A 26,187-nucleotide genomic window follows, 5' to 3' on the forward strand; every position below is an offset into this window, starting at 1 on the left:
TCAGTCGTCGCACGGAGCGATCACCCCGTCCCGGAGCATACTACTAGATACCCCCTGGGGTATCTAGGAAGCCGTGATCGATGAGTCTCCGCCCCTCCGCCGGTCCCATGCTTGAACGGATTACCGGGAGGATTCCATGGGCATCATCCAGAGCGAGCTGTTCGCCACCCTCGACCTCGTGGGCCAGTCCCCCGGCAGCCCGGACGAGGATCCCGACGGGTTCGCGTTCGGCGGCTGGCAGGCCCCACTGCTCGATGAGGTCACCGGCGCCGAGGTCGCCGCGGCCTACGCGGGGATCGACGCGCTGCTACTCGGACGACGGACCTACGACATCTTCGCCGCGTACTGGCCACACCAGGAGGGCGGGCAGGACGACGACATCGCGACGTTGTTCAACCGCGTGCCGAAGTACGTCGCCTCCCGCGGCACGCCAGACCTGACCTGGGCCGGGTCCACGCTGCTCGGCCCGGACCTCCCGCGCGCCGTCGGCGAGGTGCGCGACCGGCACGAGCAGGTCCGCGTCGTCGGGAGTCTCGACCTGCTGCGGACGCTGCTGCGGGAGCGGCTGGTCGACCGACTGGACCTGTGGGTGCACCCGATCGTGCTCGGCGTCGGCAAGAAGGTGTTCGACGGTGGCGAAGTGCCGACGAGCTTCACCCTGCTCGACCCGCCGACAGCGAGTCCGCGGGGCGTGGTGCACCTGCGCTACGGCCTCGTCGAGGGCACCCCGGCGACGGGCGACATGGACGCACCGGACCGAGGAGTCGGCTGATCACGGCTCGTCGACGCTCGCGTCGCGACGGGCCGGCGTGCCATCATCCCTGGTCATGACCGGATCGCAGTCGCTCCGCGAGCTCACGCCCGTCCAAGGTTTCCTCCTGGGCGCCGGCGCGGCCGTCGTCGGACTGCTCCCCTGGATCCTGGTCGGATGGCAGCCATCGTGGCCGACCTACCCGAACACGCCCGACCTCTTCGTCGGCACGTTCCTACCGTTCGCGCCGGACCTCCTCGCGCTCATGCTCGGGGTCGTCGTCCTGCCCGGCGCGATCGTCGGGGTCGTCCTCCGCCCGCGGACCGCAGGGATGCCGGGGCGCGTCGACGCCGCCGCGACCGCCGGACTGGTCCTGGTCATCGCCTTGGCGGCACTGCAGAGCGTCGCGGCGACGGTGCCGAGGCTCCGCCCGGAGACGTCCGGTCTGCTCGATGTCGCTGTCGGTCTGACAGCCGTGGCCGTCGCGCTCGTGCTCTCCGCCCTCGTCTCCCGGGTGCTGGCCCACCGCACGGTGCCGGCCGCCACCGTCGCCGCAGCGGTCGGTGCCGTGGCCGCCGGGTACTGGCTGCAGAGCGTCCTGCGCATCACGTGGACGTGGGGGCTTCAGCTCGCGGACGGAGTCATCACCACGCTCGCCGTCATCACGCAGGTCACACCCGCCGTCCTCCTCGGAGTCGCCCTGGCGTGGTGCGGCTGGACGCCTCGACGCCGGCTCTGGGCCTGGACGGTCGCCCTGCTGATCTTCGGGGTCGGTCAAGCCGTTCTGGACGCGGCGACGTACTGGTTCGTCATCGCGCGGTCGCCGGGTTCGGCGAGCCCCGCGCAGTACGTCGGCGTCGCTCTGGACGGCCTGGTCTGGAGCCTGCCGTTCGCCGCTGTGGCAATCCTGGTCGGCGTCGTGGGCCGGCTCGTCGCACCCCGTGCCCGGCGGCGCTACCGCGAGACAGCGAACACCGCCCCGACCGCGTGAGCCCGCTCCAGCCGCCCGCCGAGCATCACGACGCCGGCGCCACGCGGTGTGACATCATCCCTGGTCATGACCGGATCACCGTCGCTCCGAGGCCTCACACCCATCCAAGGATTCCTCCTCGGCGTCGGCACCGCCGTCGTCAGCCTGCTCCCCTGGTTCGTGGCCGGGCTGCAGGCCCCGCCGATGGACGGCCCGCCCTGGCTGGCGGACGCTCGTGGCGCGCTCCTCCCCCTGAACCTGATGACCTTCGTGCGTCTCGGGGGAATCGTGGTCCTTCCCGGGGCAGCCATCGGGCTGGTCCTGCGCCGAGGCGCGTCCGGCTCGACGGGTCGTGCGGCCTGGGCCGCAGCTGCCGGGCTCGCCGTGGTCTTCGCAGGCGCGACGGTGCAGAGCCTCACGGTGATCCTGCCGAGACTCCGCCCTGACTCACCCGCCGCGCTCAACACCGTCCTCGGCGCGGTGGCTGTGGGAATCCTGCTCGTGCTGTCCGTCGTCGTCTGCCGCGTGCTGGCCTTCGGCTCCGTCCCGGCGGCGACCGTCGCGGCGGCGGTCGGCGCCGTCGCGGTGGGGTTCTGGCTCCCGACGCTGCTGCTGCCCCCGGGGATCGTGACGGAGGGCGCGGTGCCGACTGAGCTGATGCGCGCACTCTTCCTGACCATGACCTACACCCCCGCCGTGCTCACGGGAGTCGCGCTGGCCTGGTGCGGCTGGACACCCCTCCGCCGGTTGGCAGCCTGGGCGCTCGCCGTGCTGATCCTCTGGATCGGACCGGCCGTCCTCCCTGTCCTGACGCACTGGGGAACTCCGGGCGGGCCGAGCCTGGTGGCCTTTGTCCCCGTCGTCCTCGACGACCTCAAGGTCTTCCTGGACAGGGGCCTGCCGTACCCCGTCACGGCGCTCGTCGTCGGCGTCGTCGGCCAGCTGGTCGTGCTCCTCGTCCGTCGGCGCCAGCGGGAACGTCAGGCCGCCGTCGGCGCCGTCCCGACGGCGTGAGCCCGCTCCAGCCGCTCGACCAGCGCCACGACGGCGGCCGCGACCGGCACGAGCACGAGGTTGCCGAGCAGCATGGGCCGCAGGAACGGCAGCCCGGCGACGTAGCTGGCCAGGAGCCCGTCCAGACCGGCCGGGTAGAAGGTGCCGCGGCCCTGCAGCCAGACGCCGAAGTTCGTCCAGAGGTAGAACACCAGCGAGGAGCCGACGCCGAAGCCCAGCGCGGCCACGACGCGGCGGCCGCCGCTCGCCCGGCGGGTCCACCAGGCGCCGACGCCGATCGCTGCCCAGGCGGTCCACGTGAACAGCAGGATCGCGGAGTTGGTCAGCAGCACGTCGCTGATCGCCACGACGACCAGCGGGGCGAGCATCGCCAGGCGGTGCCGCAGCAGGCCGGCCGCCGCGAACGCGGCCGCGGTGGACAGCTCCAGGTTCGGCGGGGCGCCGAGGTCGTCCTTGACGACCCGCCACACGATCGCCGCCGCCACGAGCAGCACGGCGACGGCGGGGCGCCACCAGCGCTCGCCGAGGTCGCGCAGGGTCAGGTCCGTCGTCGGGGTCATTCGGTGATCTCCTCGAGCGTCCACGTGATCTCCTGGCCGTCCTCGGTCTCCAGCGCGCCGGCACCGACCTGGGCCATCTCACCATCGACGGACAGCGACCAGAACTCCTCGCCCTCGACGGCGGTGCGCCCCTGGATGCCGGTCACGTAGGCCATCTCGCCCTCGCCGGTCACCTCGGCCTCCGGGTCGGCCTCGAGCAGCAGCTCCAGGGCCGTCCTGCCGTCCTCGCCGGTGTAGGAGAACTCGGTGACGTCCTGCTCGGCCGACTCCTCGGCCGTGTCCTGCGGGGCGGAGACCGACGCCGAGGTGTCCACGGGGGTGGCCGCCGGGTCGTCGTCCTGCCCGCACCCGGCCAGCAGCCCCACCGCGAGCGCGCCGACGGCGGCGGCGGACAGCAGACGGTCGGGCGTGGTGCGCTTCGGGATTCTCACGCCGTCGAGCCTAGCCCGCGTCCTCTGCCGGACGTGCGGGGTGCCGCCATCCGGACGCGTGACCTCGCTCTCGCGCTGGACCAGGGCGTTCACACGCGTCGATGATGAGCAGGTGACTCGATGGTTCAGCGCACCCGACGCCCGCACCTGGGACGCGCCGGCGACGCACGACAGCCCGCGCGACTTCCACCGCACGCTGCCCGGCTACTCCCCCACCCCGCTGGTCGAGCTCCCCGAGCTCGCCACGGAGCTCGACGTGGGACGCCTGTTCGTCAAGGACGAGTCGTCCCGGCTCGGGCTGCCCGCCTTCAAGATCCTCGGCGCCTCCTGGGCCTGCCGGCAGGTGCTGGAACGTCAACCGGGCGCGGAGCTGGTCACGGCGACCGACGGCAACCACGGCCGGGCGGTGGCTCGCACCGCCCACCAGCTCGGCGTCCCGGCGACGGTGTTCGTCCCCGACGTCATGGAGCAGGCGACCCAGGCAGCCATCGAGGCCGAGGGGGCGACCGTCGTGCGGCTCGACGTCGGGTACGACGACGCGGTCCGTGCCGCGGCGGACTACGCCGACGCCGCCGACACCCGGGCGCTGGTGCAGGACACCGCCTGGGAGGGCTACACCGACGTCCCGGCGTGGATCGTCGACGGCTACGGCACCCTGCTGGAGGAGGTCGACGAACAGCTCGGCCGCACGCCGGACATCGTCGCCGTGCCGGTGGGCGTGGGTTCGCTCGCCGAGGCCGTGGTGCGCCACTATCGCCGCCCGGACACCCCGCACCCGACCGTGCTCTCCGTCGAGCCGGACAGCGCGGCCTGCGCGCTGGAGAGCCTCGCCGTGCACGAGCCCGTCACCGTTCAGACGGGATCGACGGTGATGGCGGGCCTGAACTGCGGCACCGTCTCCAGCACGGCGTGGCCGGTGCTGCGCGACGGCTGCGACGCCGCGGTCACCGTGAGCGACGACGAGGCCGAGCAGGCGGTGGCCGACCTGGGCCGGCTCGGCATCTCCTCGGGACCCAGCGGTGCCGCCACGCTCGCCGGCGTCCGCGCCGCACTGGCCGAACCACACCGCCGCGAAGCGCTCGACCTGCCGCTGCACCCCGTCGTCGTGCTGCTCAGCACCGAGGGCGCTCCGCACGACACCGAGGGATCCCCCGCATGACCGCGAGCGCCCCGGGCCCCACCGCTGACGCCGTCCCGTCCGCCGTGGTGGACCGTGCCCGGCGGTGGCGTCACGACCTGCACCGCATCCCCGAGACCGCGTTCACCGAGCACGCGACCGCCGCGTATGCCGCACGCGTGCTGGCGGAGCTCGGGCACGAGGTCGTCACCGGCGTCGGCGGAACCGGCGTCGTCGCCTCGCTGACACGCGGCACGTCCGGCCGGTCGGTGGGGCTGCGCTCCGAGCTCGACGCGCTGCCGATCACCGAGGCGAGCGGTGTCGAGTACGCCTCGACCCGTCCCGGGGCGATGCACGCCTGCGGGCACGACGGCCACCTGGCGATGCTGCTGGGCGCCGCCGCGCTGCTGGCCGAGGACGGCGGGTTCGACGGCACGGTCCGCCTCGTGCTGCAGCCCGCCGAGGAGCCGGGGCACGGTGCCCGGGCGATGGTCGACGACGGGCTGTTCGACCGGTTCGCGATCGACCAGCTGTTCGGGATCCACAACATCCCAGGGCTGCCGGCCGGGCACCTGCGCACCCGGCCGGGTCCGATCATGGCCGGGGAGGACAACTTCCGCGTCGCCGTGCGGGGCCGCGGCGGGCACGCATCCGCCCCGCACCTGGTGGTCGACGCGCTCGTCGTCGCCGCGGAGATCGTCGTGGCGCTGCAGCACGTCGTCGCGCGCAGCGTCGACCCGGTGAGCACCGCCGTGCTGTCGTGCACCGACCTGCACACCGACGGGGCCCGCAACGCCATCCCCACTCACGCCACGATCACCGGGGACACCCGCAGCTTCGACCCCGCCGTCAGCACGCTGCTGGAGCGCCGCATCCGGGAGGTCGCCGCCGGGGTCGCCGCCGCGCACGGCGCGGAGGTCACCGTCGACTACACCCGCGAGTTCGCGCCCACGGTCAACGACGGTGCGAGCGTGGCCCTGGCCGGGCTGGCCGCGGCGCGGGCCGTGGGCATGGATCGGCTCGACGTCGACGCCCCGCCGATCATGGGCAGCGAGGACTTCGGCGTGCTGGCCGGGCACGTGCCCGCCTGCCTGGTGTTCCTCGGCAACGGCACCGCACCCGACGCGGGCGGGGTGCCGCTGCACAGCGCCGACTACGTCTTCAACGACGACGTGCTGGCGGCCGGCATCGCGTTCTACCGCGAGGCCGTCGTCGAGAGCCTCACGACTCCTCCGCCGTCCGACGGAGCGCCGGCCTAGGCGTCGATCTGCGCGCGGTCCAGGGCGTTCGCCCCGGCCACGATGAACTCCTTGCGCGGCGCGACGTCGGAGCCCATGAGCAGGTCGAAGACACGCTCGGCGGCCTCGGCGTGCTCGACGGTCACCCGGCGCAGCGTGCGGTGGCGCGGGTCCATCGTCGTCTCGGCGAGCTGGTCGGCGTCCATCTCGCCCAGACCCTTGTACCGCTGGATGTCGTCCTTGTAGCGGCGGCCGGCCTTGTCGAGCTTCTTCAGCGTCGCGTTGAGCTCGGCCTCGGAGTACGTGTACAGGTACTCGCCCTTGCGGCGGCCCGACCCGAGCACCTCGATGCGGTGCAGCGGCGGCACGGCGGCGAACACGCGGCCCTCGGTGAGCAGCGGCCGCATGTACCGGTAGAAGAGCGTCAGCAGCAGGGTGCGGATGTGCGCGCCGTCGACGTCGGCGTCGGTCATCAGCACGACCTTGCCGTACCGGGCGGCGTCCACGTCGAAGGAGCGCCCCGACCCGGCGCCGAGCACCTGGATGATCGCGGCGCACTCGGCGTTGCGCAGCATGTCGCTGATCGACGCCTTCTGGACGTTGAGGATCTTGCCGCGGATGGGCAGCAGCGCCTGGAAGTCCGACGACCGCGCGAGCTTGGCCGTGCCGAGGGCGCTGTCACCCTCGACGATGAACAGCTCGGAGCGCCCGACGTCGTCGCTGCGGCAGTCGGCCAGCTTGGCCGGCAGCGAGGAGGACTCCAGGGCGTTCTTGCGCCGCGAGATCTCCTTCTGCTTGCGCGCGGTGACGCGGGCGCGCATCTCCGCCACGACCTTCTCCAGCAGCAGGGAGGCCTGCGCCTTGTCGTCCCGCTTGGTCGAGGTCAGCAGCGCCTTGAGCTCGTCCTCCACGACGCGGGAGACGATCTGGCGCACCGGCGCGGTGCCGAGGACCTCCTTGGTCTGCCCCTCGAACTGCGGCTCGGCGAGCCTGACGGTGACGACGGCGGTCATGCCGGCCATCGCGTCGTCCTTCTCGATGCGCTCGGCGGAGTCCTTCGCCGAGACCTTCAGCCGGCGGGCGTTGGCCTCGACCTGCTTGCGGATCGTCTTGAGCAGGCCCTGCTCGAACCCGGTGCGGTGCGAGCCGCCCTTGGGCGTGGCGATGATGTTGACGAAGGTGCGCAGCTCGGTCTCGTAGCCGACGCCCCACCGCAGCGCGACGTCGACCTCGCAGTCGCGCTTCACCTCCTGGGAGGTCATGTGGCCCTTGGCGTCCAGGACGGGCACCGTCTCGGTGAACGAGCCGGACCCCGTCAGGTGCCAGGTCGAGGTGACCGGGGTGTCCGGGGCGAGGAACTCCACGAAGTCCACGGCGCCGCCGGAGTGCTGGAAGACCTCCTCGTGCGGCCCGGACTCCCCCGGCGTGCCGGGCAGGCCCCGCTCGTCGCGCACGGTGATCTTCAGCCCGGGCACCAGGAACGTCGTCTGCCGCGCCCGCGTGACCAGCTCGTCGTAGGAGAACACCGCCGACTTGGGGAAGATCTGCCGGTCCGCCCAGTAGCGCACCCGCGTGCCGGTGCGCTTGCGGGGCGCCTTGCCGACGACCTCGAGCTCGGAGTGGTCGACGAACGGCTCGAACGGGGCCTCCGGCGTCGGGCCCGTGGCGGGGTCGGCGAAGGTCCCGGGCTCACCGCGGTGGAACCGCATGCCGTAGGTCTTGCCGCCGCGGTCGACCTCGACGTCGAGCCGCGCGGACAGCGCGTTGACGACGGACGCACCCACACCGTGCAGGCCGCCGGAGGCGGTGTACGAGCCACCGCCGAACTTGCCGCCCGCGTGCAGCTTGGTGAAGACCACCTCGACGCCGGACAGGCCGGTCTTCGGCTCGGCGTCCACGGGGATGCCGCGGCCGTCGTCCTCGACCGTCACGGAGGTGTCGGCGTGCAGCACGACGCGGATCGCGCCGGCGTGTCCGCCGAGCGCCTCGTCGACGGAGTTGTCGATGATCTCCCAAAGACAGTGCATCAGGCCGCGGGAGTCGGTGGACCCGATGTACATGCCGGGGCGCTTGCGGACCGCCTCGAGGCCCTCGAGGACGGAGAGATGGCGTGCGGTGTACCCGGACTCGGACGTGGCTGTCACGCGGTCGAGGGTAGCCGAGCCCGCTGACAGCACCGCCCAGGCGCCCCGCTGGTGGCCGAGATGTGACCCGCGGCGTTGATCGCCGACAGCGAACCAGGCCTCCTCCCGGGAAGAAATCGCGGCCCAGATGGTTTGATGGTGGCGTGAGCACCATGACGGAAGACACGACCCAGATGACCGCCGCCGACCGCTGTGACCGCTGCGGGGCCCAGGCCTACGTGCGTGTCGAGCTTCCCGCCGGGGAGCTGCTGTTCTGCGGCCACCACGCCCGCGCCCACGCCGACGCCTACCAGTCCGTGGCCACGCACGTTCAGGACGAGACCGATCGTCTGCACGCCGAGCACGGCGCCTCCTGACCCCACGACGACCTGCCGGGGACGCCCCGGACCGACGAAGGCCCCGCACCGATCGGTGCGGGGCCTTCGTCATGTCGAGGCGGGCACGATCCGGCGAGCGCGCCTCGCGGACGCCGGCATGGCGTGATCGCGAACCATGTCGGCAATGCGTCCGACGTCTGACGTGCGCGTTTGCGGTGCGTGTGTCCAGGACCCTGCCTACCGTGAAACAGGGCGTGACACGGTGCATCCACGAGGAGGGCCGGACCATGAGTCTGCCCAGGAGCGTCATGAGGGCCGCGCTGGCGTCGATGTTCGCGGCGGCGATGCTCGCCGTGTCGGTGCCCGCCCCGACCGCCGGCGCCGAGACGGCGTCCCCGGTCGCGGACCAGCAGACCATCGTCGGCCTCGTGACCGTGAACGGCGAGGTCCCGACGACGGGTGTCCACGTCACGGTCGTCGCCGCCGCCGACGGCGCGGACGAGAGGACGTGCGGCGACTTCGTCACCGGGGAGGGCGCGACCTTCGAGCTCATCCTTCCCGCCGAGTGCGGCCCGGGAGCGACGGCCGTCTTCCGCGTCGACACCGGGAGCGAGTCCGGCACGGTCGTCGAGATCACCGAGGACCCCCGGTTGACGGCGACGGTCGACTTCCAGCTGTCGGATGCCGAGCTGGAAGCGCTCGGACTCCAGGCGGAGCCGTCGCCCGAGCTCACGGTCGTCCCGCCGAGCTCCCCGCTGGAGGGTTGGGACCTGTTCGTCGTCGTGGCGTTGACGGTCCTCCCGGCGACGGCGCTGCTGACCTTCATGGTGATGACGGTCGCCAGGAAGAACCGGCAGATGGCCAGCGCCGACTCGAAAGAGGCGGAGCGTGCGGCAGGCGCCTTCCGCTCCCAGATCGAGGGCATGATCCTCGTGATGGTGGTGCTCGCCGTGATCCTCCTGGGGGTCACGGACAAGATCGGCTCCGACGGGCTGGTCTCGGTCCTCGCGGCCATCGTCGGGTACACCGTGGGCCGCCAGGCGAGCCGCCGGGAGACGTAGTCCCGCCCGAGGGCTCAGGCCTTGAAGACGAGGGCGCGCTTGACCCAGTCGAGGGTCTCGTCCGCCCAGCGGAGGGTCTCCAGGCTGGGGCTGATGTTCTGGGGCGGGGTCCGCACCAGCGTGTCCCGGCGGATGAGGCGGTGCATGTCCACCACGACCGGGTCCTGCCGCGCACCGAACGGGACCCCGGCCAGGCGCATGACGTTGATGACCTCCTGGGCGATGACACCGTAGCCGATGGTGGTCGGGTGCACGCCGTCGAGGGAGAAGAGTCCACCCATCGCACGGCCGCCGTCGCCGTCACCGGTCAGGAAGCGCGAGTCCGGGACCGGGGCGAGCGCCGTGAGCGGCGCTGGGAGCGGGTAGGGGGACCACCAGTCCGGGCGGGCGTTGGGGTCGGTGAGGTAGCGCCGGGATGCGAGGCGGTCGAGGAGACCGCCGACGTCGAGGAGGTACCAGTCCTTGGCGTCCTCACCCTCGGCGCTGCGGGCGGCGTGCACCACGCTCTCGATGTGGTCGTTGTAGCAGTCGATGGCGTAGTCGACGGCCCGGGCCTCGGCGCCCGTGATGGACGGGTCCTGGTGCGGGTCGAACGTGGCGTCGTCGATCCAGGGCCGTGTGTAGAAGGGGAAGTAGCGGGAGCCGGGCTTCGTCTTGCCGCCCACCCCGCGGGCGATCGGCGCGATGGTGACGTGCGGGACGGTGCACCAGATGACGTGGCGCGCGTTGATCCGCCTCACCTCGGTCGCGATCTCGTCGAGCTCCGACGCGAAGTGCTCCGGCCGCCAGACCGTGGCCCGGTTCTTCCTGCGCAGATCCTTGAAGTCCTTGTCGGACCAGGTGACGTCGAGCTTCGTCACCGACTGGAGGGCGTTGTTGGAACCCAGGAAGACGACCAGCGTCTCGATCCCCGACTCGGCCGAGTCGTCGTGGTCCTCGCCCAGGTCGCGGGCGACGTCGAACACGGTCTTGTCCTGGTCCGCCTCCGCCATCGGGTAGACGAGCAGCGCGGCGCGTTCGCCGTTGTTCTCGACGATCTGGCTGAGCAGGGCGTCGCGCGGCTCACCGATGGCCCGCCGGCAGCTCGCGGCCGTTTTCGACAGGGCGTCCCGCAGGTCCCACCCGTAGATCCCCAGGACGTGCATGGCGCCGGCGACCTCGGTGGGATGCGCGCCGGGGCCCCGCTCCCAGTAGTCCTCGATCTCGTCCATGAGCTGACGTGCCCGGAAGAGGGCGAGCGGGAGCTCCCAGAGGGACAGCGTGGGCCCGAAGCGGTGCTCCAGGTCGCGCAGCAGCAGCTCGATGTTGATCGGCAGCCCGCCGGGACCGCCGTACCGCGGGTAGCGCAGCCCCGACCACCCCAGCTCGTGCGCGACGATCGCCGGCCAGGAGAGGTCGGTGTTGAAGATCGCCCCGCTCTGGAACCCGTGCGTCAGGGAGTCGCCGATCGCGACGAGCCGGTGCGGGGGTGTGCCCTTCGTCCCCGTCACCGCGACGGGGACGCCCAGGGTGGGGTCGGTCGCCGGGCGCCGGACCTCGCCGACTCGCTCCGCGACCGCGGAGGGAACTCCCTGCGGGAGTGGATCCTCGTTCGATGGCATGGTCCGGCCTTCCGTCAGGCAGCGCACCTCGCTGCGGGGCCCCTGTCTGGGAAGAGCCTGCCGGACCCACCGGTGATACCCCGCGCGTCGGCCCCGGCCCGCTGTGGGCATGAAAAGTGCCGCCCTCCCGGGGAGGAGGACGGCATCTTTTCATCCCCGCACGCGGGGGTGTCGGTCAGTCGAGGTAGTCGCGCAGCACCTGCGAGCGCGACGGGTGCCGCAGCTTCGACATCGTCTTGGACTCGATCTGACGGATCCGCTCACGCGTGACGCCGTAGACCTTGCCGATCTCGTCGAGCGTCTTGGGCTGGCCGTCCTGCAGGCCGAACCGCATCGAGACCACGCCGGCCTCGCGTTCGGAGAGCGTGTCGAGCACCTGGTGCAGCTGCTCCTGCAGCAGGGTGAACGACACCGCGTCCGACGGGACGATCGCCTCGGAGTCCTCGATGAGGTCGCCGAACTCGCTGTCGCCGTCCTCGCCGAGCGGGGTGTGCAGCGAGATGGGCTCACGACCGTACTTCTGGACCTCGACGACCTTCTCCGGGGTCATGTCGAGCTCCTTGGCCAGCTCCTCCGGCGTGGGCTCGCGGCCCAGGTCCTGGAGCATCTGGCGCTGCACGCGGGCGAGCTTGTTGATGACCTCGACCATGTGCACCGGGATACGGATGGTGCGGGCCTGGTCGGCCATCGCGCGGGTGATCGCCTGCCGGATCCACCAGGTGGCATACGTCGAGAACTTGTAGCCCTTGGTGTAGTCGAACTTCTCGACCGCGCGGATCAGACCGAGGTTGCCCTCCTGGATCAGGTCCAGGAACAGCATCCCGCGGCCGGTGTACCGCTTGGCGAGCGAGACGACCAGACGCAGGTTCGCCTCGAGCAGGTGGTTCTTGGCGCGGCGGCCGTCGTGCGCGATCCAGCGCAGGTCGCGCCACATCTTGCGCTCGTCGGCCGAGGCCTTGGTGCGGTCAAAGTCGGCGAAGTCCTGCGCGAGGCGCTCCTCGGCGAACAGGCCGGCCTCGATGCGCTTGGCGAGCTCGACCTCCTGCTCGGCGTTCAGCAGCGCGACCTTGCCGATCTGCTTGAGGTAGTCCTTGACCGGGTCGGCCGTCGCGCCGGCGGTGACGACCTGCTGGGCGGGCTGGTCGTCGTCGTCGGTGTCGGAGACGACGAAGCCGCCGCCCTCCTCCTCCTTCTTGCCGCGCTGGAGCTTGATCCCGGTGACGTGGATCTCGCGGGGGCCCTCGCCCTCCTCGTCCTCGACCGGGACGCCGTCCGGCTCCGGGGCGGGCTTGTGGGCCTTGGCCGCCGCCTTGCGCGTGGTCGTGGTCGTCGCCGCGGCCTTCTTGGCCGCCGGCTTCTTGGCGGCCGTCTTCTTGGCGGCGGGCTTCTTGGCCGCCGTCTTCTTCGCGGCCGACGTGGTGGCCTCGCCGGACTCGGCGTCCGCGGACGAGGTGTCCTCGGCCTCCGACGTCGTGCCGGCGGCCGCGGACGTCGTGGGCTTCTTCGCGGCAGGCTTCGACGCGGGCGCCTTCGCACGCGTCGAGGTCTTGGTGGACGAGCTCGCGGCCGCGGCGACCTTGGTCGCCGCGGGCACGCCGACCTCGACACCGGCGCCCGCGAAGGCACGCAGCACGGCCTTCAGGCGCTTCGGGTCACCCACGGACGCGTGCTCGCAGGCAGAGCGGAAACTCTCCGCGTCGACACGACCGTTCGCGGTGCCGCGGTCGAGCAGCTCCTGCAGGGCAGGGTGGTCGAACTCTCGGGGCAGCGGGGGGTTCTGCGCAGTGGACGCCACAAACCGACCTTTCGGCGTTCGAGGGAGACGGTGGACCGCGGTCGGAGCCTGGGACGAGGGCCTCTCGACGCAGCGGAATACCTATATTGTACTGGCGGTACCAGGGAAGAGGGGCCCGGAGGGCCCTCGCCGCCTCGCCACGGCTGCGCTTCCCGGTACGTCATCGGTGGTCACGCAGGTGAACGCCGGATGACGGCCCGTCTATTCCCCGTCGGATCCTCGGCGTGGCGACACGCGGGTCAGCGGCGTGGCGTCACGGCTTGACGGCCAGCACCGGGCACGGGGCCTCCAGCAGGATGCGCTGTGCGCCGGAGCCCAGGATGAGCTTGCCCACGGGGCTGCGCCGTCGCAGCCCGATGACGATCAGCTCCGCCTGCGCCTCGAGGGCCTCGCGGACCAGGTCCTCGGCGAGGTCGCCGGTGCCCGGCACCACCACGTGCTCGATCGACGCGGCCTCCAGCCGCTGCGCGACGTCCTCTCCCCCGGAACCCGGACTGATGACCACGAGTCGCGTCTGGCGCTGCAGGGCCTCCGCCTCGGCGGCGGCCAGCGCCTTCTCGCCCTCGGGAGTGCTCAGATGTCCCACGACGATCGCCATGCCTGCACGCTACCGGACGCCGCCGCCCCGGGGTCTGCCGGCCGGGCCGTCCGCTCGCTGGTCGGCCCGGACCCACCCGGGCGGCAGCCCTGCCGACACCGCACCGTGCACCAGCCGCGCCAGCCGGTACGTCGCGTCGACCGCCAGCGCGGCGTCGACACGCCGCGCCGCCCGCGGGCCGTCGCCCTGCCACCACGCCAGGAACGCGAGCAGCGTCAGGGGTGGCGCCTGCAGACGCCGGGGCACGTGCGCCACCACCTGTTCGAGCACGACGGCGCCGCGTCGCAGCCGCGCCGGGTCCGGGGCCACCGCGTGGTCGGGGTCGACGACGGACGCCATCGCGCGGGCGGCGCCGGCCTCGTCGTCCTCGACCCCCTCGACGGTCGCCGCGGTGGCCTCGTCACCGCGGGGCAGCAGGCTCAGCAGCGCGGCGTCGCGCACCCGCCGGTCGGCCAGGCCGGCACCGACGCGGCCGAGCAGGGCCGGGCCCAGCGCGGGGTCCGCGGCCGGGTCGTCGTCGACCTGCCCCAGGGCCGACCGCCAGGCCGACCACGCCTCGCCCCGCCACCGTCGGGCGGCCTCCTCGTCGCCGGTGGTCGGTCGGGCGCTCTCGCGGCGTCGTGCCGCCCGGGCCGCCAGCCCCCGGGCCGCGGCGGTGGCGGCCGGGAGGCGGAAGGCCTCCTCCGCCGAGTCCGCGAGCGCGCGGCCGGCCAGGACGTGGGCCGCCCCCACCGGCCCGTGCTCGAGGGCGGCGGTCGGGAACCCGCCGGGCGGGCAGCACGCGACGTCGTCGCAGTCCAGGCCGCGGTACCCGTGCGGTGTCACGAGCCAGCGGTCGACCTCGACGGTCGGGGCGACGACCCGGCGGACGGCCTCCACCCGGTCCATGGCGGCCGCGACCTCCCCCGCGGTGTACAGGGCGAGCAGGCAGAAGGTCGGGTCGACGTCCGCGACGGCACGGGTGAGCGGTTCCAGACCGGCCGTGACGTCCCCGGGGCCGGCGAGGTCGGGCAGGCCGACGCGGGCGACGAGCCCGAGGCGCCCGGACGCGGTCACGCAGGCCAGGACGACGGACTCGGTGGGCCGGAACCCCAGCCGGTACGGGACGGCGGCCAGGAGGTCGTGGGCGTCACGGAGGCGGACGGTGTCGGGTGCGGGGTCACAGGTGGTCGTCATGAGGCGAGCACACTGCCTCGCGGCACCCGGCCGCCGCGCCCCGGCCCGTCCCGCGGCCGGGCCTGGGGACGGGCCCTGCTGGGGGTGAGCGCCCACTACGGTGTCCCCGTGTCCCCGACCAGCCGCCCGCGTGCCGACCGCACGCCGGGACCCGCCGCGCGTGCCGTCGCGACGGCCGCCCTCGTGGCGTGCCTCGTGAGCGGCTGCGGCACGGCCGACGGCCAGGGAGCGGCGTCGGGCCCCGACCCCACCGGCGACCCCTCCGACGTCCCGACCGCCCTGCCGTCGTTCGACCCGTCGTCGGCCGTCGGTGACTACGCCCAGGGATTCCCCACCGGTCTGCTGGGTGCCCCGAAGAAGGCGACGGTGCTCGCCAGCTCCGCGCTGCCGGCGGAGGACGGACTGGTGGAGGTCTCCCTCAACCTGGCGACGAACCAGTCCGCCCGCAAGGTCATGGCGTCCTACGCGCGCCGGCTGGACGAGGCCGGCTTCGCCGAGGCCGACGAGGTCCCGGCCTCCGGGCTCGCCGCGCGGTCGGTGTTCACCCGCACGCGGGACACCAAGAGGGCGGCGGTCGAGACCGTCCTCATCGGCGTGCTGGACGACGGCGAGCGGCGCCTGGTGTCGTTGTCCGGCACGGTGGCCGCCGACGGGCCGACCGACGGTTCCTGACCACCGGACGAAGGCCCGGGGACACGCAGGACACGGTCGGGTCACGATCACCGGCCCAAACTACTCAGCACGCTTAGGCTGTGCCCATGCCTGCTGCCGCGACCCCCCTGGTCGAACTCGAGAACCTCCGCACGGACGTCGACACGGCACTGCGTGCCCACCTCGCCCGGCTGGGCGAGGAGGTCGCGGAGATCGGTCCCGGGACCGCGGCACTGACGGAACACGTCTCCACGCTGCTCGACGGCGGCAAGCGCCTGCGTGCCGCCTTCTGCTACTGGTCGTTCCGCGCGCACGGTGGCGCCCCGACCGGCGCCACCCGTGACGCCGTCGTCCGCATCGGTGCCGCCCTCGAGCTGTTCCAGGCCGCCGCGCTGCTGCACGACGACGTGATGGACGCCTCCGACACCCGCCGCGGCCGTCCCACGGCCCACCGCGTCTTCGCCGCACGGCACGGCGACAACGCCTGGACGGGCGACGGCGAGCGGTTCGGCACGGCGGTGGCGATCCTGCTGGGCGACCTGTGCCTGGTGGCCTGCCACCGGGAGGCGGCCGCCGCGCTGGACGCCGTCGAGCCCACGGTCGCCCGCGCCGCCCGCGACCTGTTCGACACCATGACGAGCGAGGTCGTGGTCGGCCAGTACCTCGACGTGCTGGTGCAGGCCGAGCCCTGGGGCCTGGACCCCGTCGCCGACGAGCAGCGCGCCCGCACGGTGCTGCGCTCGAAGTCGGCGCGCTACTCGGTGGAGCGTCCGCTGGCGCTCGGCGCGGTGCTGGCCGGCGCCGGTGCGGAGGAGGTCGAGGCGATCAGCGCCGTGGGGCTGCCCGTCGGCGAGGCCTTCCAGCTCCGCGACGACCTGCTGGGCGTGTTCGGCGACCCCGCGGTCACCGGCAAGCCGGCCGGCGACGACCTGCGCGAGGGCAAGCACACCGTGCTGGTGGCCCGGACCCTGGCCGACGGCGGCGAGGAGGCCCGGGCCCTGCTGTCGAAGCACCTGGGCGACCCCGAGCTCTCCGCCGAGGACGTCTCCGCGCTGCGGGACACCATGACCGCCTCGGGGGCGGTCGACGACGTCGAGGCCCTCATCGACGAGCTCGCCAGTGCTGCGCTCGAGCGCCTCGCGTCGTCCGACCTCAGCTCCCCCGGCCGCGAGGTGCTCGCCGACCTCGCCCGGGTCGCCGTCGACCGGCGGGCCTGACCGGTTCTCAGCCGAGCGCCTGCGCCAGCCGGCGCACCTGCGCGCGCCGTCCGGCACGCAACGCGCCCACCGGGGTCGTGCCGAGCGTGGAGTCCTCGGTGAACAGCCACCGCAGGGCCTCGGCGTCGCTGTACCCGGCGTCCCCGAGCAGGATGAGCGTCCCGCGCAGGGTCTCGAGCACCGTCGCCCCGCCGTCCGACGTCTCGACGACGAACGCGGCCGGCACCTGGAAGGTGGTCCGCTCCCCGCGCTTGACCCCGATCACGTGGCGGGACGACACCATGCCCCGCACCTTGCTGACGTCGGTCCCCACCGCGTCGGCGAGGTCGGGCAGGGTCAGCCAGTCGCCGACGAGGTCGTCCAGGGGGGTCTGCTCAGGTGCATCGCTCACGGCGCCAGCCTAGCCTCCACGCCCGCCCGGCCGAGGCCCCGTAGGATCGGCCCGTGGCCTCCACGACGACCGATCCCCTGCTCGGCCGCCTGGTCGACGGGCGGTACGAGATCGCCGCGCGCGTCGCGCGCGGCGGGATGGCCACCGTCTACCGGGCGCACGACCGGCGTCTGGGACGCGAGGTCGCGCTCAAGGTGATGCACCCGCACCTGGCCGACGGCGTCGACGGCGCGAGCTTCGTCTCGCGCTTCCGCCGCGAGGCGCGCGCCTCGGCCCGGCTGTCCCACCCCGGCGTCGTCGCCGTCTTCGACCAGGGCCTCGACGGCGACACCTCGTACCTGACGATGGAGTACGTGGAGGGCGGCAACCTGCGCGCCGCGCTGCTGGAGGGACCGCTGCCGGTGGGCCGTGCCCTGGACGTCACCACCCGGGTGCTGGACGCGCTCGCCGCGGCCCACCGCGTGGGACTGGTGCACCGGGACGTCAAGCCCGAGAACGTCCTGCTGGGCCACGACGGCTCGGTGAAGGTCGCCGACTTCGGTCTGGCGCGCGCCGTCACGGAGGTGACCTCGACCGCCAGCGGGACCATCCTCGGCACGGTCGCCTACCTGGCCCCGGAGGTCATCGCGTCCCGCGGGGCCAGCCCCGCGACCGACGTGTTCGCCGTCGGCGTCCTGCTCTCCGAGATGCTCACCGGCACCGTGCCCTACCCCGGCGAGCCCGCGATCGGCGTGGCCTACCACCACGTCCACGACGACCTGCCGGCACCGTCGGAACGCGTGCCCTGGCTGCCGCCGGAGCTCGACCGCCTCGTCGCCTCCTTCACGGAGCGCGACCCGCAGCAGCGGCCCGTGGACGCCGCGGCGGCGAGCGCCGCGGTCGCCGCCGCGCGCGCGGCATTGGATGACGAGATGCTCACGCGGCGCGCGGAACCGCCCGTGCTGCCGGTGCCGGCCGACGACGAGCACGACGCCACCGGGCCGGACGGCGAGCCGCGGGCGTCGGCGCTGCCCTCGGACGCCGTCGACGCGATCCCGGCCGCGCTCTTCACCCAGGACGCCGGGCCGGACCACCGGACCGAGCACCTCGTCGTGGCCCCGACGCACACGATGACGGCCCCGGTCCGCACCGGGCCGAGCACCGGACCGAGCACCGGGCCGACCGGTGGCGGACGCACCGACCGGCGCGGCGCCGTCCTGCGCACCGTGCTCCTGGTGCTGCTCCTGCTCGGAAGCCTCGGTGCCGGCGCCTGGTGGTGGTTCGCCGCCGGCCCCGGCGCGTGGACGACCGTGCCGGCCGGGCTCACGGGCGTCGCCGTCGAGGACGCGCGCACCGAGCTGTCCTCGCGGGGCCTGGAGGCCACCGTCCAGGAACGCCACCACGACGAGGTCCCCGCCGGGGACGTGGTCTCGACCGACCCCGCGGCCGGCGACCGGGTCAGTCAGGACGGGGCCGTGACGCTGGTCGTCTCCCTCGGGGTGCGCATGCTGACGGTGCCCGAGAACCTGGTGGGTGCCGATCGCCAGGACGCCCGGTCGGCGCTGGAGGGCACGGGTTTCACCACCCAGGTCGAGAGCGCCTACGACGACAGCGCGCCGAAGGGCCGGGTCCTGGCCGTCTCCGTGCCCGAGGGGTCCGAGCAGCGGCACGACACCGTCGTGACGCTCACCGTCTCGGACGGACCGGCTCCCGTGACGGTCCCCCAGGTCGTCGGCCGGACCGGCGCCGAGGCGGAGGAGGCCCTGGCCGGGTTCGGCCTGCGGACGGCCTACGCCGACCCGGAGCCGTCGGCGGAGGTCGCCGAGGGGACGGTGCTGCGCCAGGACCCCGAGCAGGGCGAGACGGCGTCCCGCACGGACACCGTCACCCTGACGCTGTCGTCGGGCCCGCCGCAGGTCGCCGTGCCCGACGTGATCGGGATGACGACCGGCGAGGCGACCACGGCCCTCGAGGAGGCCGGGTTCGAGGTCGAGGTGGACGGGCTCCTGGGCGGCTGGCTGCCCGCGTTCAGCGACGAGGTCCGCGACCAGGACCTGACCGGCGACGCACCGGCCGGGTCGACGGTGACGATCACCGTCTGGTGAGCATCTCCGCGACCTGGAAGGCGGTCTCGAGCGACTGCTGGTGATTGAGCCGCGGGTCGACGAGCGTCTCGTAGCGCTCGGCCAGCCCGGCGTCGGAGATCTCCTCGCTGCCGCCGAGCACCTCGGTGACGTCGTCCCCGGTGAGCTCCATGTGCAGGCCGCCGGGGACCGTGCCGAGCTCGCGGTGCACGGCGAAGAACCCGGTGACCTCGTCGAGCACGTCGGTGAACCGGCGCGTCTTGAAGCCGCTCTCGGAGGTGATGGTGTTGCCGTGCATCGGGTCGGTCACCCACGTCACGGCCAGACCGGCGTCGGTCACGCCCCGCACGACGTCGGGCAGCACGTCGCGCACCTTGCCGGCGCCCATGCGCGTGATGAACGTCAGGCGCCCCGGGGTGTTGTCGGGGTTGAGCCGGGCGGCCAGCGCGATCGCGTCGTCCGCCGTCGTGGTCGGGCCGAGCTTGACCCCGACCGGGTTGGCGACGTGCGAGAGGAACTCGACGTGCGCGCCGTCGAGCTGCCGGGTGCGCTCGCCGATCCACAGGAAGTGCGCGCTGGTGTCGTAGGCGCGGCCGGACCGGGGGTCGACCCGGGTCAGGGCACGTTCGTAGTCGAGGATGAGCGCCTCGTGGCTGAGGAAGAACTCGACGGTGCGCAGGGCGTCGAAGTCGGCCCCGCAGGCGTCCATGAACCGGATCGCCCGGTCGATCTCCGTGGCGGTGCGCTCGTAGCGCGCGTAGGCGGGGTTCTCCATGAAGCCGCGGTTCCACTCGTGCACACGCCGCAGGTCGGCGTACCCGCCCTGGGTGAAGGCACGCACCACGTTGGCCGTCGCGGCGGAGATCCGGTACGCCTGCTCGAGGCGGGCGGGGTCCGGGATCCGCGACGCGGGGGTGAACGCGTGACCGTTGACCATGTCCCCGCGGTAGCACGGCAGGGTGACGCCGTCGCGCGTCTCGGTGTCCGCCGAGCGCGGCTTGGCGTACTGGCCGGCGAGCCGGCCCATCTTCACCACGGGGGTGCTCGCCCCGTGGGTGAGGACGACGGCCATCTGCAGGATGGTGCGCACCTTGTTGCGGATGCGGGTGGCGTTCGCGTCCGCGAAGGTCTCGGCGCAGTCGCCCCCCTGCAGCAGGAACGCCTCGCCGCGGCCGGCCGCGGCGAGGCGTTCGGTGAGCGTGTCGGCCTCGGCGGGCACCACGAGGGGCGCCGCGACCGCCAGGCGGGCGGCGGCGGCGTCCAGGGCGTCGGCGTCCGGCCACACCGGCTGCTGCCGGGCCTCCAGCTCACGGAACCGGTCCAGGCCCTGGGGGTCGGTCCCGGGCGCGACGACGTCGACGGCGGTGCTCATGGTGCCCGTCCGCCTCAGTGCTCGGTGGGCTGGGCGGGCACGAGCGACTGACCGAGGTCGGCCAGCATCTCGCCGAACCACTCCTGGTGGACGTCGAAGGCCTTGCCGCCGGCGATGCGCGGGAACGCGATCGCCTTGAGCCTGTCCTCGTCCTCCTCGTCGTGGCCGATGACGCCGGGCTCGCCGCGCAGGGCGCACTCGACCGCCAGGTCCGTCATCGACTTGATGAGACGCAGGTCCTCGGCGTTCGCTGCCGCGGCACGCGAGTAGTAGCCGGACTTCTGGACCATGACCTTCTCGGCGCCCAGCTTCTCGGCGAACTGCTGGGCGAACCACTGGCCCGGGTTGATCGTGTCGAGCTTGACGTGGCCGAACGGGTCGCGCTGGACCTCCTCGCCGGCCGCCTCGAGCTGGGCGACGATCTCGTGCATGCCCGCCCCCTCGGACAGGAAGATGTTGACGTTGCCGTGGGTGTCCATGACCGTCTTGAGGCGCTCGGCCTCGGCATCGATGTCGATGGCCAGCTCGGGCACGAACACCGCGTGCACGTCCCAGCGCTCGCGGGTGAGGCCGAGGGCCGGGGCGAACTCCTGGGCGTCGAGCCACTTGCGGTACTCCGCGGCGGCGGCGGCCGTCAGCCAGCCGCAGTGGCGGCCCATGACCTCGTGCACGATGAGCATGCGCGGGCCGGAGCGGTGCTCGCCGATGACGTTGGCGGCGAACCCGGCCGCCTCCTCGGCGGCGGTCCAGGCGCCGAGCGACTGCTTGATCGGCACCACGTCGTTGTCGATGGTCTTGGGCAGACCGACGACGGTGAGCTCGTAGTCGTTCTCGTGCAGGTAGGCGGCGAGGTCCGCGGCGGTCGTGTTCGTGTCGTCGCCGCCGATGGTGTGCAGGACGTCCACGCCGTCGGCCTTGAGCTGCTCCGCGGCGACGTGCAGCGGGTCCTGACCCTCCTGGACGAGGCCGCGCTTGACGCAGTCGGCCGCGTTGGTCAGCTTCACGCGCGAGTTGCCGATCGGCGAGCCGCCGAAGCGGTGCAGGATGCCGGCCTGGCGGCGCGCCTCCGCACCGACCTCGATCTTCGTGCCGGTGAGCAGGCCGTGGTAGCCGTACTGGTAGGCGATGATCTCGATCGAGGGGTCGAGCTCGTTGTAGCGCTCGATGAGGCCACCGACCGCGGAGGACAGGCACGGGGCGAAACCACCGGCGGTCAGCAGGGCCACACGACGGACCGACATGAGGAGCAACCTCTCCTAGGGGATGAACAGCGCTCCCCATCCTACGAGGGCCGTCACGCCCCCGCGGCCCCGTCTCAGCGCTCGGGTCGGTCCCCGTCCGTGGCGGGCCCCCGCTCCGACGCCGAGCTGCCCGGCGTCGGGTCGACCGGCAGGCCCTGGGCGATGCGGGCCTTGGCCGTGGCCGCGTAGACGTCGACGTACTCCTGCTCGCTCAGGCGCAGGATCGCGTACACGATCTCGTCGGTGACGGCGCGCAGGACGAACCGGTCGTTCTCCATGCCGCGGTACCGGCTGAAGTCCAGGGGCTCGCCGATGACGACGCCGATGGGCATCGGCTTGGGCAGCACCTTGCCCAGGGGCTGGGCGACGTCGGTCCCGACCATCGCCACGGGCACCACGGGCGCGCCGGACTCCAGGGCCAGCCGGGCCACCCCCGTCTTGCCACGGTAGAGGCGGCCGTCGGGGCTGCGGGTGCCCTCGGGGTAGATCCCGAAGAGCTCGCCCTCGGACAGCACGCGCAGACCGGTCCGCAGCGCGGCCTCGCTCGCCTTGCCGCCCGACCGGTCCACCGGGATGGTGCCGACCCCGCGCATGAACCCGGCCACCAGCCGGCCGCGCAGCCCGCTGCCGGTGAAGTAGTCCGACTTGCCGAGGAACTTCACCTGCCGGTCCAGCACCAGCGGCAGCACGAAGGAGTCGATGACGGCGAGGTGGTTGCTGGCCAGGATCGCACCGCCGGTGCTGGGCAGGTTGTCCACACCACGGGTCCACGGGCGGAAGGCCATGCGCAGCACCGGTCCGACCAGCACGTGCTTCATCACCCAGTAGAACAACGGTCCTCCTCGCGGCGTCACCGACGACAATAGAGTGTTCCCATGGCCTCATCGAACCGGGACGCGGATCCGGACGACCTCCCGGACGCCGACGTCGACGCCCGTTGGACGGATATCGTCGCACGACTCGGCGACGTGGAGCAGTCGGGGCGCGACCTCGGACGACCCGAGGAGACCGTCGGCGGGACGGCGTCGGAGACGGTGACCGACCCGGAACCGACCGACGACGACGCGCCGTCGGCGCCCGTCGCGCGGGCGGCCGGCCCCCGGGACTGGCCGGCCTCCCCCGAGGTCGAGGCGCTCGAAGAGACTGAGTCGCACTTCGTGCCGCCGGACCCGGGGCCGATCACCCACCGCGACCCGCTGCTCACCCTCGCCTGGACCGTGGTCGTCGCGGTGCCGGTGCTCACCGTGCTCAGCGTCGTCCTGCGCGCGATGCTCGCCCAGCTCGTCGTGCCCGGCTGGCTGGGTCCGGCCGCCGGCGGGGCGTTCGTCGCCGCCGTCGCGGTGCTGGTCTGGCGCATGCCGGCCCGGCGCGACCCCGAGGACGACGGCCCCGGCGCGGTCGTCTGAGACCGCGCCCGGACCGCCGGCGTCAGCGTCGGGCCAGGTCGGCCGCGCCCACGATGCCGGCCTCGTTGGCGTGCTGGGCGAGCTCGACCTGGGCGACGGGCCGGTGGCCCAGCGCCGAGAGCTGCGCCTCGTAGGCCTTGCGGATCGGCAGCAGCAGCAGGTCACCGGCGGCGCCGACACCGCCGCCGATCACGAACAGCTCCGGGTCCAGCAGGGCGGCGACGGACGCGGCGCCCTCGCCGATCCAGCGCCCGAGGTTCGCGAGCAGGTCGATCGCCAGCGGGTCGCCCTCCTGGGCCGCCTGCGTCACGTGCGGGCCCTGGATGGCCTCGCGGTCGCCGCCGGCCAGCTCCAGCAGGCGCGCGGCGGCGTCACGGTTGGCCACCGCCGCCTGCCGGGCGTCGCGCACGAGGGCCGACCCCGAGGCGTACTGCTCCCAGCAGCCCTCGTGGCCGCAGCCGCAGTAGTGCCCGCCCGGCACCACCCGCATGTGCCCGACCTCGGCGGCCACGCCCCACTTGCCGCGCACGAGCTCGCGGTCGACGACGACGGCGCCACCGAGCCCCGTCCCGACGGTCAGCATGATCATGTCGGTGGCGGCCCGGGCCGCACCGAAGCGGAACTCCGCCCAGCCGGCCGCGTTCGCGTCGTTCTCCACGACGACCGGGACGTCCAGGTCCAGCAGGTCGCCGACGCGCTGCGCCAACGGGTACTCGCGCCAGGCGATGTTCGGCGCGAACAGCACCGAGGACCGGTCGGGGCTGACGAAACCGGCCGCGGCCAGGCCGATCGCACCGACCTCGTGCTCCCGGGCCAGCTCGGTGCACGCGTCCGCGATCGCACGGTCGATGCTCGCGACGTCGTCGGCGACGGTGTCCCGCCGGACCTTCGCCAGGATGCGCCCGGCCTCGTCCACGACGCCGACGGCGATCTTGGTTCCGCCGATGTCGACTCCGATGGCGTGCATGCGTACGACCTCACGTTCGCTCGTCGGGGGGACGTCGCACGGCCCGGTGAGCCGCACCGACGCCGGGTGGAGGCGCGCTCCGTCGCGCCGGGGACAGCCTACCGACCTCCGCGACCGCCGCACGCACCGTCCGACTGGTGACCGGAGATGGCCCACGCAGGCCTTGCGACGCGGTATCGTGACGCTCCGTCGGACATCCCTGCCACTGGAGTCAGCCATGGACGAGACCACCACACCGCAGCTCGTTGAGCTGCCCCCCACCTACAACCTGAACACCCTGCTCGCCGACCGGATCTCCCCCGACCCCTCGGCGACGGTGCTCGAGCGCCCCGGGCCGTCCGGTTGGGAGAAGGTGAGCGGCACGGAGTTCGACGCGCAGGTCGTGGCGGTCGCGAAGGGTCTGGTCGCCAAGGGCGTCCAGCCGGGCCAGGCCGTCGGGATCATGTCGCACACGCGGTACGAGTGGACCCTGCTCGACTTCGCGGCCTGGGCGGCCGGCGCCGTCGCCGTGCCGATCTACGAGACGTCCTCGCGGGACCAGGTCGAGTGGATCGTCACCGACTCCGGCACCACCCTCGTGGTGGCCGAGGACGCCGAGATGGCCGACACCGTCAAGCAGGTGCAGGCCTCGGCCCCCACGCTGCACGCCGTCCTCTCCCTCGAGGACGGCGCCATCGCCGAGCTCACCGCCGCCGGCGCGGAGGTCGAGGACGCCGAGATCGAGCGCCGCCGGGCCGTCGCGCAGCTCGACGACGTCGCCACCATCATCTACACCTCCGGGACCACCGGGCGGCCCAAGGGCGCCGAGCTCACGCACGGCAACTTCGCGCTGCTCACGAAGAACGCCGTCGCGGCCCTCCCCGAGGTCTTCGAGCAGGACGGCGGGCGCACCCTGCTGTTCCTGCCGCTCGCGCACGTCTTCGCCCGGTTCGTCGAGGTGCTCGCCATCGCCGGCGGCACCGTGCTCGGCCACTGGGGCGACACCAAGACCGTCACCGAGGGCCTGGCGGAGTTCAAGCCCACCTATGTGCTCGCGGTCCCGCGCGTCTTCGAGAAGGTCTACAACTCGGCCGAGCAGAAGGCCGCGGCCGGCGGCAAGCTCAAGATCTTCCACTGGGCGACCGCCACGGCCATCGAGTGGTCCCGCGCGCAGGACACCGGCGGCCCCTCGTTCTGGCTGAACCTGCAGCACACGGTCGCGGACCGGCTGGTCTACAAGAAGCTGCGCGCGGCGCTGGGCGGCGAGGCCCGCTACGCCGTCTCCGGCGGCGGCCCGCTGGGCGAGCGGCTCGGCCACTTCTTCCGCGGCATCGGGCTGACGATCATCGAGGGCTACGGCCTCACCGAGACGACGGCCCCGACCTCCGTCAACCGACCCAGCAACAACCGCATCGGCTCCGTCGGGGAACAGCTGCCGGGCTGCGGGGTCAAGATCGCCGAGGACGGCGAGATCATGCTGCGCGGCGTGCAGGTGTTCAAGGGCTACCACGACAACGCCGAGGCGACCGCGGAGTCGTTCGACGGCGAATGGTTCCGCACCGGTGACCTCGGCTCGCTGGACGACGACGGCTTCCTGCGGATCACCGGTCGCAAGAAGGAGATCATCGTGACCGCGGGCGGCAAGAACGTCGCCCCCGCCGAGCTGGAGGACCGCATCCGCGCCCACGCGCTGGTGAGCCAGTGCGTGGTCGTCGGTGACAACCGCCCGTTCATCGGTGCGCTGATCACCCTCGACCCGGACGGCCTGCCCGGCTGGTGCAAGATGCACGACAAGCCGACCCTGTCGGTCGAGGAGGCCAAGTCGGACCCGGACGTGCTGGCCGCGCTCGACCACGCCGTCACGCGGGCCAACGAGGCGGTCTCGCGCGCCGAGTCGATCCGCAAGTTCTCGGTGCTGCCCGAGGACCTCACCGTCGAGAACGGCTACCTCACGCCCTCGATGAAGGTCCGGCGCAACGTCGTGCTCGACGACTTCTCCGCCGACATCGACTCCCTCTACCAGGACACGCGCACGCAGTCCCCCGCCTGACCGTGCGGCCGGGCCGGCACCTCGCCGGCCCGGCCCCACCGTCGGCACCGCCGCCCCGACCTGCTGTCGGTGGCGGC

24 protein-coding genes are annotated in these 26,187 nt (G+C 73.1%); 12 read left to right on the forward strand and 12 right to left on the reverse strand.

The genetic code is table 11. The features are described 5' to 3' along the window. Positions 1-136: 136 nt before the first annotated feature. The 3 genes from Q6349_RS11430 to Q6349_RS11440 all read left to right on the forward strand — a co-directional run bounded on the left by Q6349_RS11430 (position 137) and on the right by Q6349_RS11440 (position 2,735). Complete coding sequence (locus Q6349_RS11430; protein WP_304604184.1) at positions 137-772, forward strand: dihydrofolate reductase family protein; 636 nt, start codon at positions 137-139, stop codon at positions 770-772. A 55-nt stretch (positions 773-827) separates the two neighbouring features. Next, positions 828-1,742, forward strand: coding sequence for a hypothetical protein (locus Q6349_RS11435; protein WP_304604185.1), 915 nt, complete (start codon positions 828-830; stop codon positions 1,740-1,742). A gap of 66 nt (positions 1,743-1,808) precedes the next feature. Next, positions 1,809-2,735, forward strand: a complete 927-nt coding sequence (locus Q6349_RS11440; protein WP_304604186.1) for a hypothetical protein — start codon at positions 1,809-1,811, stop codon at positions 2,733-2,735. Here Q6349_RS11440 and Q6349_RS11445 read toward each other — a convergent pair. Both Q6349_RS11445 and Q6349_RS11450 read right to left on the reverse strand, forming a co-directional pair. After that, the gene (locus tag Q6349_RS11445; RefSeq protein WP_304604187.1) at positions 2,702-3,295 is read right to left on the reverse strand and encodes a DUF6580 family putative transport protein; all 594 of its coding nucleotides are present in this window, start codon (positions 3,293-3,295) and stop codon (positions 2,702-2,704) included. The two genes, Q6349_RS11440 and Q6349_RS11445, sit on opposite strands and share 34 nt — an antisense overlap. Continuing rightward, positions 3,292-3,726: a DUF4430 domain-containing protein gene (locus Q6349_RS11450; protein WP_304604188.1), complete on the reverse strand. Its 435-nt coding sequence runs from the start codon at positions 3,724-3,726 to the stop codon at positions 3,292-3,294. Before Q6349_RS11450 ends, Q6349_RS11445 begins: the two co-directional genes overlap by 4 nt. A 112-nt stretch (positions 3,727-3,838) precedes the next feature. On the opposite strand from Q6349_RS11450, the gene Q6349_RS11455 reads away from it, so the two are divergent. After that, positions 3,839-4,885: a pyridoxal-phosphate dependent enzyme gene (locus Q6349_RS11455; protein ID WP_304604189.1), complete on the forward strand. Its 1,047-nt coding sequence runs from the start codon at positions 3,839-3,841 to the stop codon at positions 4,883-4,885. Then, positions 4,882-6,102 carry an amidohydrolase gene (locus Q6349_RS11460; protein WP_304604190.1) on the forward strand — a complete coding sequence of 407 codons (1,221 nt, stop codon included), beginning with the start codon at positions 4,882-4,884 and terminating at the stop codon, positions 6,100-6,102. The genes Q6349_RS11455 and Q6349_RS11460 overlap by 4 nt, the downstream gene beginning before the upstream one ends. Here the strand turns inward: Q6349_RS11460 and Q6349_RS11465 are convergent. Further along, positions 6,099-8,225, reverse strand: a complete 2,127-nt coding sequence (locus Q6349_RS11465; protein WP_304604191.1) for a type IIA DNA topoisomerase subunit B — start codon at positions 8,223-8,225, stop codon at positions 6,099-6,101. The two genes, Q6349_RS11460 and Q6349_RS11465, sit on opposite strands and share 4 nt — an antisense overlap. A 152-nt stretch (positions 8,226-8,377) precedes the next feature. On the opposite strand from Q6349_RS11465, the gene Q6349_RS11470 reads away from it, so the two are divergent. Together Q6349_RS11470 and Q6349_RS11475 are read left to right on the forward strand one after the other, a co-directional pair. Further along, positions 8,378-8,581, forward strand: coding sequence for a hypothetical protein (locus Q6349_RS11470; protein WP_171248320.1), 204 nt, complete (start codon positions 8,378-8,380; stop codon positions 8,579-8,581). Positions 8,582-8,829: 248 nt separating this feature from the next. Then, on the forward strand, positions 8,830-9,603 hold the full coding sequence (locus tag Q6349_RS11475; RefSeq protein ID WP_304604192.1) for a hypothetical protein: 774 nt from the start codon (positions 8,830-8,832) through the stop codon (positions 9,601-9,603). Between the two features lie 14 nt (positions 9,604-9,617). Here the strand turns inward: Q6349_RS11475 and Q6349_RS11480 are convergent, their stop codons facing one another. The 4 genes from Q6349_RS11480 to Q6349_RS11495 form a co-directional block, all read right to left on the reverse strand. Next, the gene (locus tag Q6349_RS11480) at positions 9,618-11,204 is read right to left on the reverse strand and encodes a hypothetical protein (RefSeq protein ID WP_304604193.1); all 1,587 of its coding nucleotides are present in this window, start codon (positions 11,202-11,204) and stop codon (positions 9,618-9,620) included. 175 nt (positions 11,205-11,379) lie between these two features. Beyond that, positions 11,380-12,999 (reverse strand): RNA polymerase sigma factor, encoded by a 1,620-nt coding sequence (locus tag Q6349_RS11485; protein WP_304604194.1) that lies wholly within the window; start codon positions 12,997-12,999, stop codon positions 11,380-11,382. Between the two features lie 253 nt (positions 13,000-13,252). Beyond that, positions 13,253-13,597, reverse strand: coding sequence for a universal stress protein (locus Q6349_RS11490; protein ID WP_304604195.1), 345 nt, complete (start codon positions 13,595-13,597; stop codon positions 13,253-13,255). 9 nt (positions 13,598-13,606) lie between these two features. Then, a complete protein-coding gene (locus Q6349_RS11495; protein WP_304604196.1) occupies positions 13,607-14,773 on the reverse strand; it encodes a DUF4192 domain-containing protein in 1,167 nt (388 codons plus the stop codon). A 108-nt stretch (positions 14,774-14,881) separates the two neighbouring features. Between Q6349_RS11495 and Q6349_RS11500 the strand changes: the two genes are divergently transcribed. Continuing rightward, positions 14,882-15,445, forward strand: coding sequence for a hypothetical protein (locus Q6349_RS11500; protein ID WP_304604197.1), 564 nt, complete (start codon positions 14,882-14,884; stop codon positions 15,443-15,445). A gap of 86 nt (positions 15,446-15,531) precedes the next feature. Beyond that, a complete protein-coding gene (locus tag Q6349_RS11505) occupies positions 15,532-16,641 on the forward strand; it encodes a polyprenyl synthetase family protein (RefSeq protein ID WP_304604198.1) in 1,110 nt (369 codons plus the stop codon). Between the two features lie 7 nt (positions 16,642-16,648). Here the strand turns inward: Q6349_RS11505 and Q6349_RS11510 are convergent, their stop codons facing one another. Beyond that, entirely contained in the window at positions 16,649-17,032 is a 384-nt protein-coding gene (locus Q6349_RS11510; RefSeq protein ID WP_304604199.1) for an Rv2175c family DNA-binding protein, read from the reverse strand. Between the two features lie 53 nt (positions 17,033-17,085). Here Q6349_RS11510 and pknB point away from each other — a divergent pair, with 53 nt between their 5' ends. Beyond that, positions 17,086-19,116 (forward strand): Stk1 family PASTA domain-containing Ser/Thr kinase, encoded by a 2,031-nt coding sequence (gene pknB / locus Q6349_RS11515; protein ID WP_304604200.1) that lies wholly within the window; start codon positions 17,086-17,088, stop codon positions 19,114-19,116. Here pknB and Q6349_RS11520 read toward each other — a convergent pair. The 3 genes from Q6349_RS11520 to Q6349_RS11530 form a co-directional block, all read right to left on the reverse strand. Continuing rightward, complete coding sequence (locus Q6349_RS11520; protein ID WP_304604201.1) at positions 19,103-20,467, reverse strand: class II 3-deoxy-7-phosphoheptulonate synthase; 1,365 nt, start codon at positions 20,465-20,467, stop codon at positions 19,103-19,105. The two genes, pknB and Q6349_RS11520, sit on opposite strands and share 14 nt — an antisense overlap. A gap of 14 nt (positions 20,468-20,481) precedes the next feature. Then, positions 20,482-21,708, reverse strand: a complete 1,227-nt coding sequence (locus Q6349_RS11525) for a pyrophosphate--fructose-6-phosphate 1-phosphotransferase (protein ID WP_304604202.1) — start codon at positions 21,706-21,708, stop codon at positions 20,482-20,484. A 74-nt stretch (positions 21,709-21,782) separates the two neighbouring features. Then, positions 21,783-22,541 carry a 1-acyl-sn-glycerol-3-phosphate acyltransferase gene (locus Q6349_RS11530; RefSeq protein WP_304604203.1) on the reverse strand — a complete coding sequence of 253 codons (759 nt, stop codon included), beginning with the start codon at positions 22,539-22,541 and terminating at the stop codon, positions 21,783-21,785. 42 nt (positions 22,542-22,583) lie between these two features. On the opposite strand from Q6349_RS11530, the gene Q6349_RS11535 reads away from it, so the two are divergent. Continuing rightward, positions 22,584-23,114, forward strand: coding sequence for a hypothetical protein (locus Q6349_RS11535; RefSeq protein ID WP_304604204.1), 531 nt, complete (start codon positions 22,584-22,586; stop codon positions 23,112-23,114). Between the two features lie 22 nt (positions 23,115-23,136). On the opposite strand, the gene Q6349_RS11540 is transcribed toward Q6349_RS11535, so the two are convergent. Further along, positions 23,137-24,081, reverse strand: a complete 945-nt coding sequence (locus Q6349_RS11540; RefSeq protein WP_171248091.1) for an ROK family glucokinase — start codon at positions 24,079-24,081, stop codon at positions 23,137-23,139. Positions 24,082-24,298: 217 nt separating this feature from the next. On the opposite strand from Q6349_RS11540, the gene Q6349_RS11545 reads away from it, so the two are divergent. Continuing rightward, the gene (locus Q6349_RS11545; RefSeq protein WP_304604205.1) at positions 24,299-26,110 is read left to right on the forward strand and encodes a long-chain fatty acid--CoA ligase; all 1,812 of its coding nucleotides are present in this window, start codon (positions 24,299-24,301) and stop codon (positions 26,108-26,110) included. Positions 26,111-26,187 lie beyond the last annotated feature (77 nt).

The organism is Isoptericola sp. 178 (genome assembly GCF_030586525.1).
In the GTDB taxonomy this organism is placed as follows: domain Bacteria; phylum Actinomycetota; class Actinomycetes; order Actinomycetales; family Cellulomonadaceae; genus Isoptericola; species Isoptericola sediminis.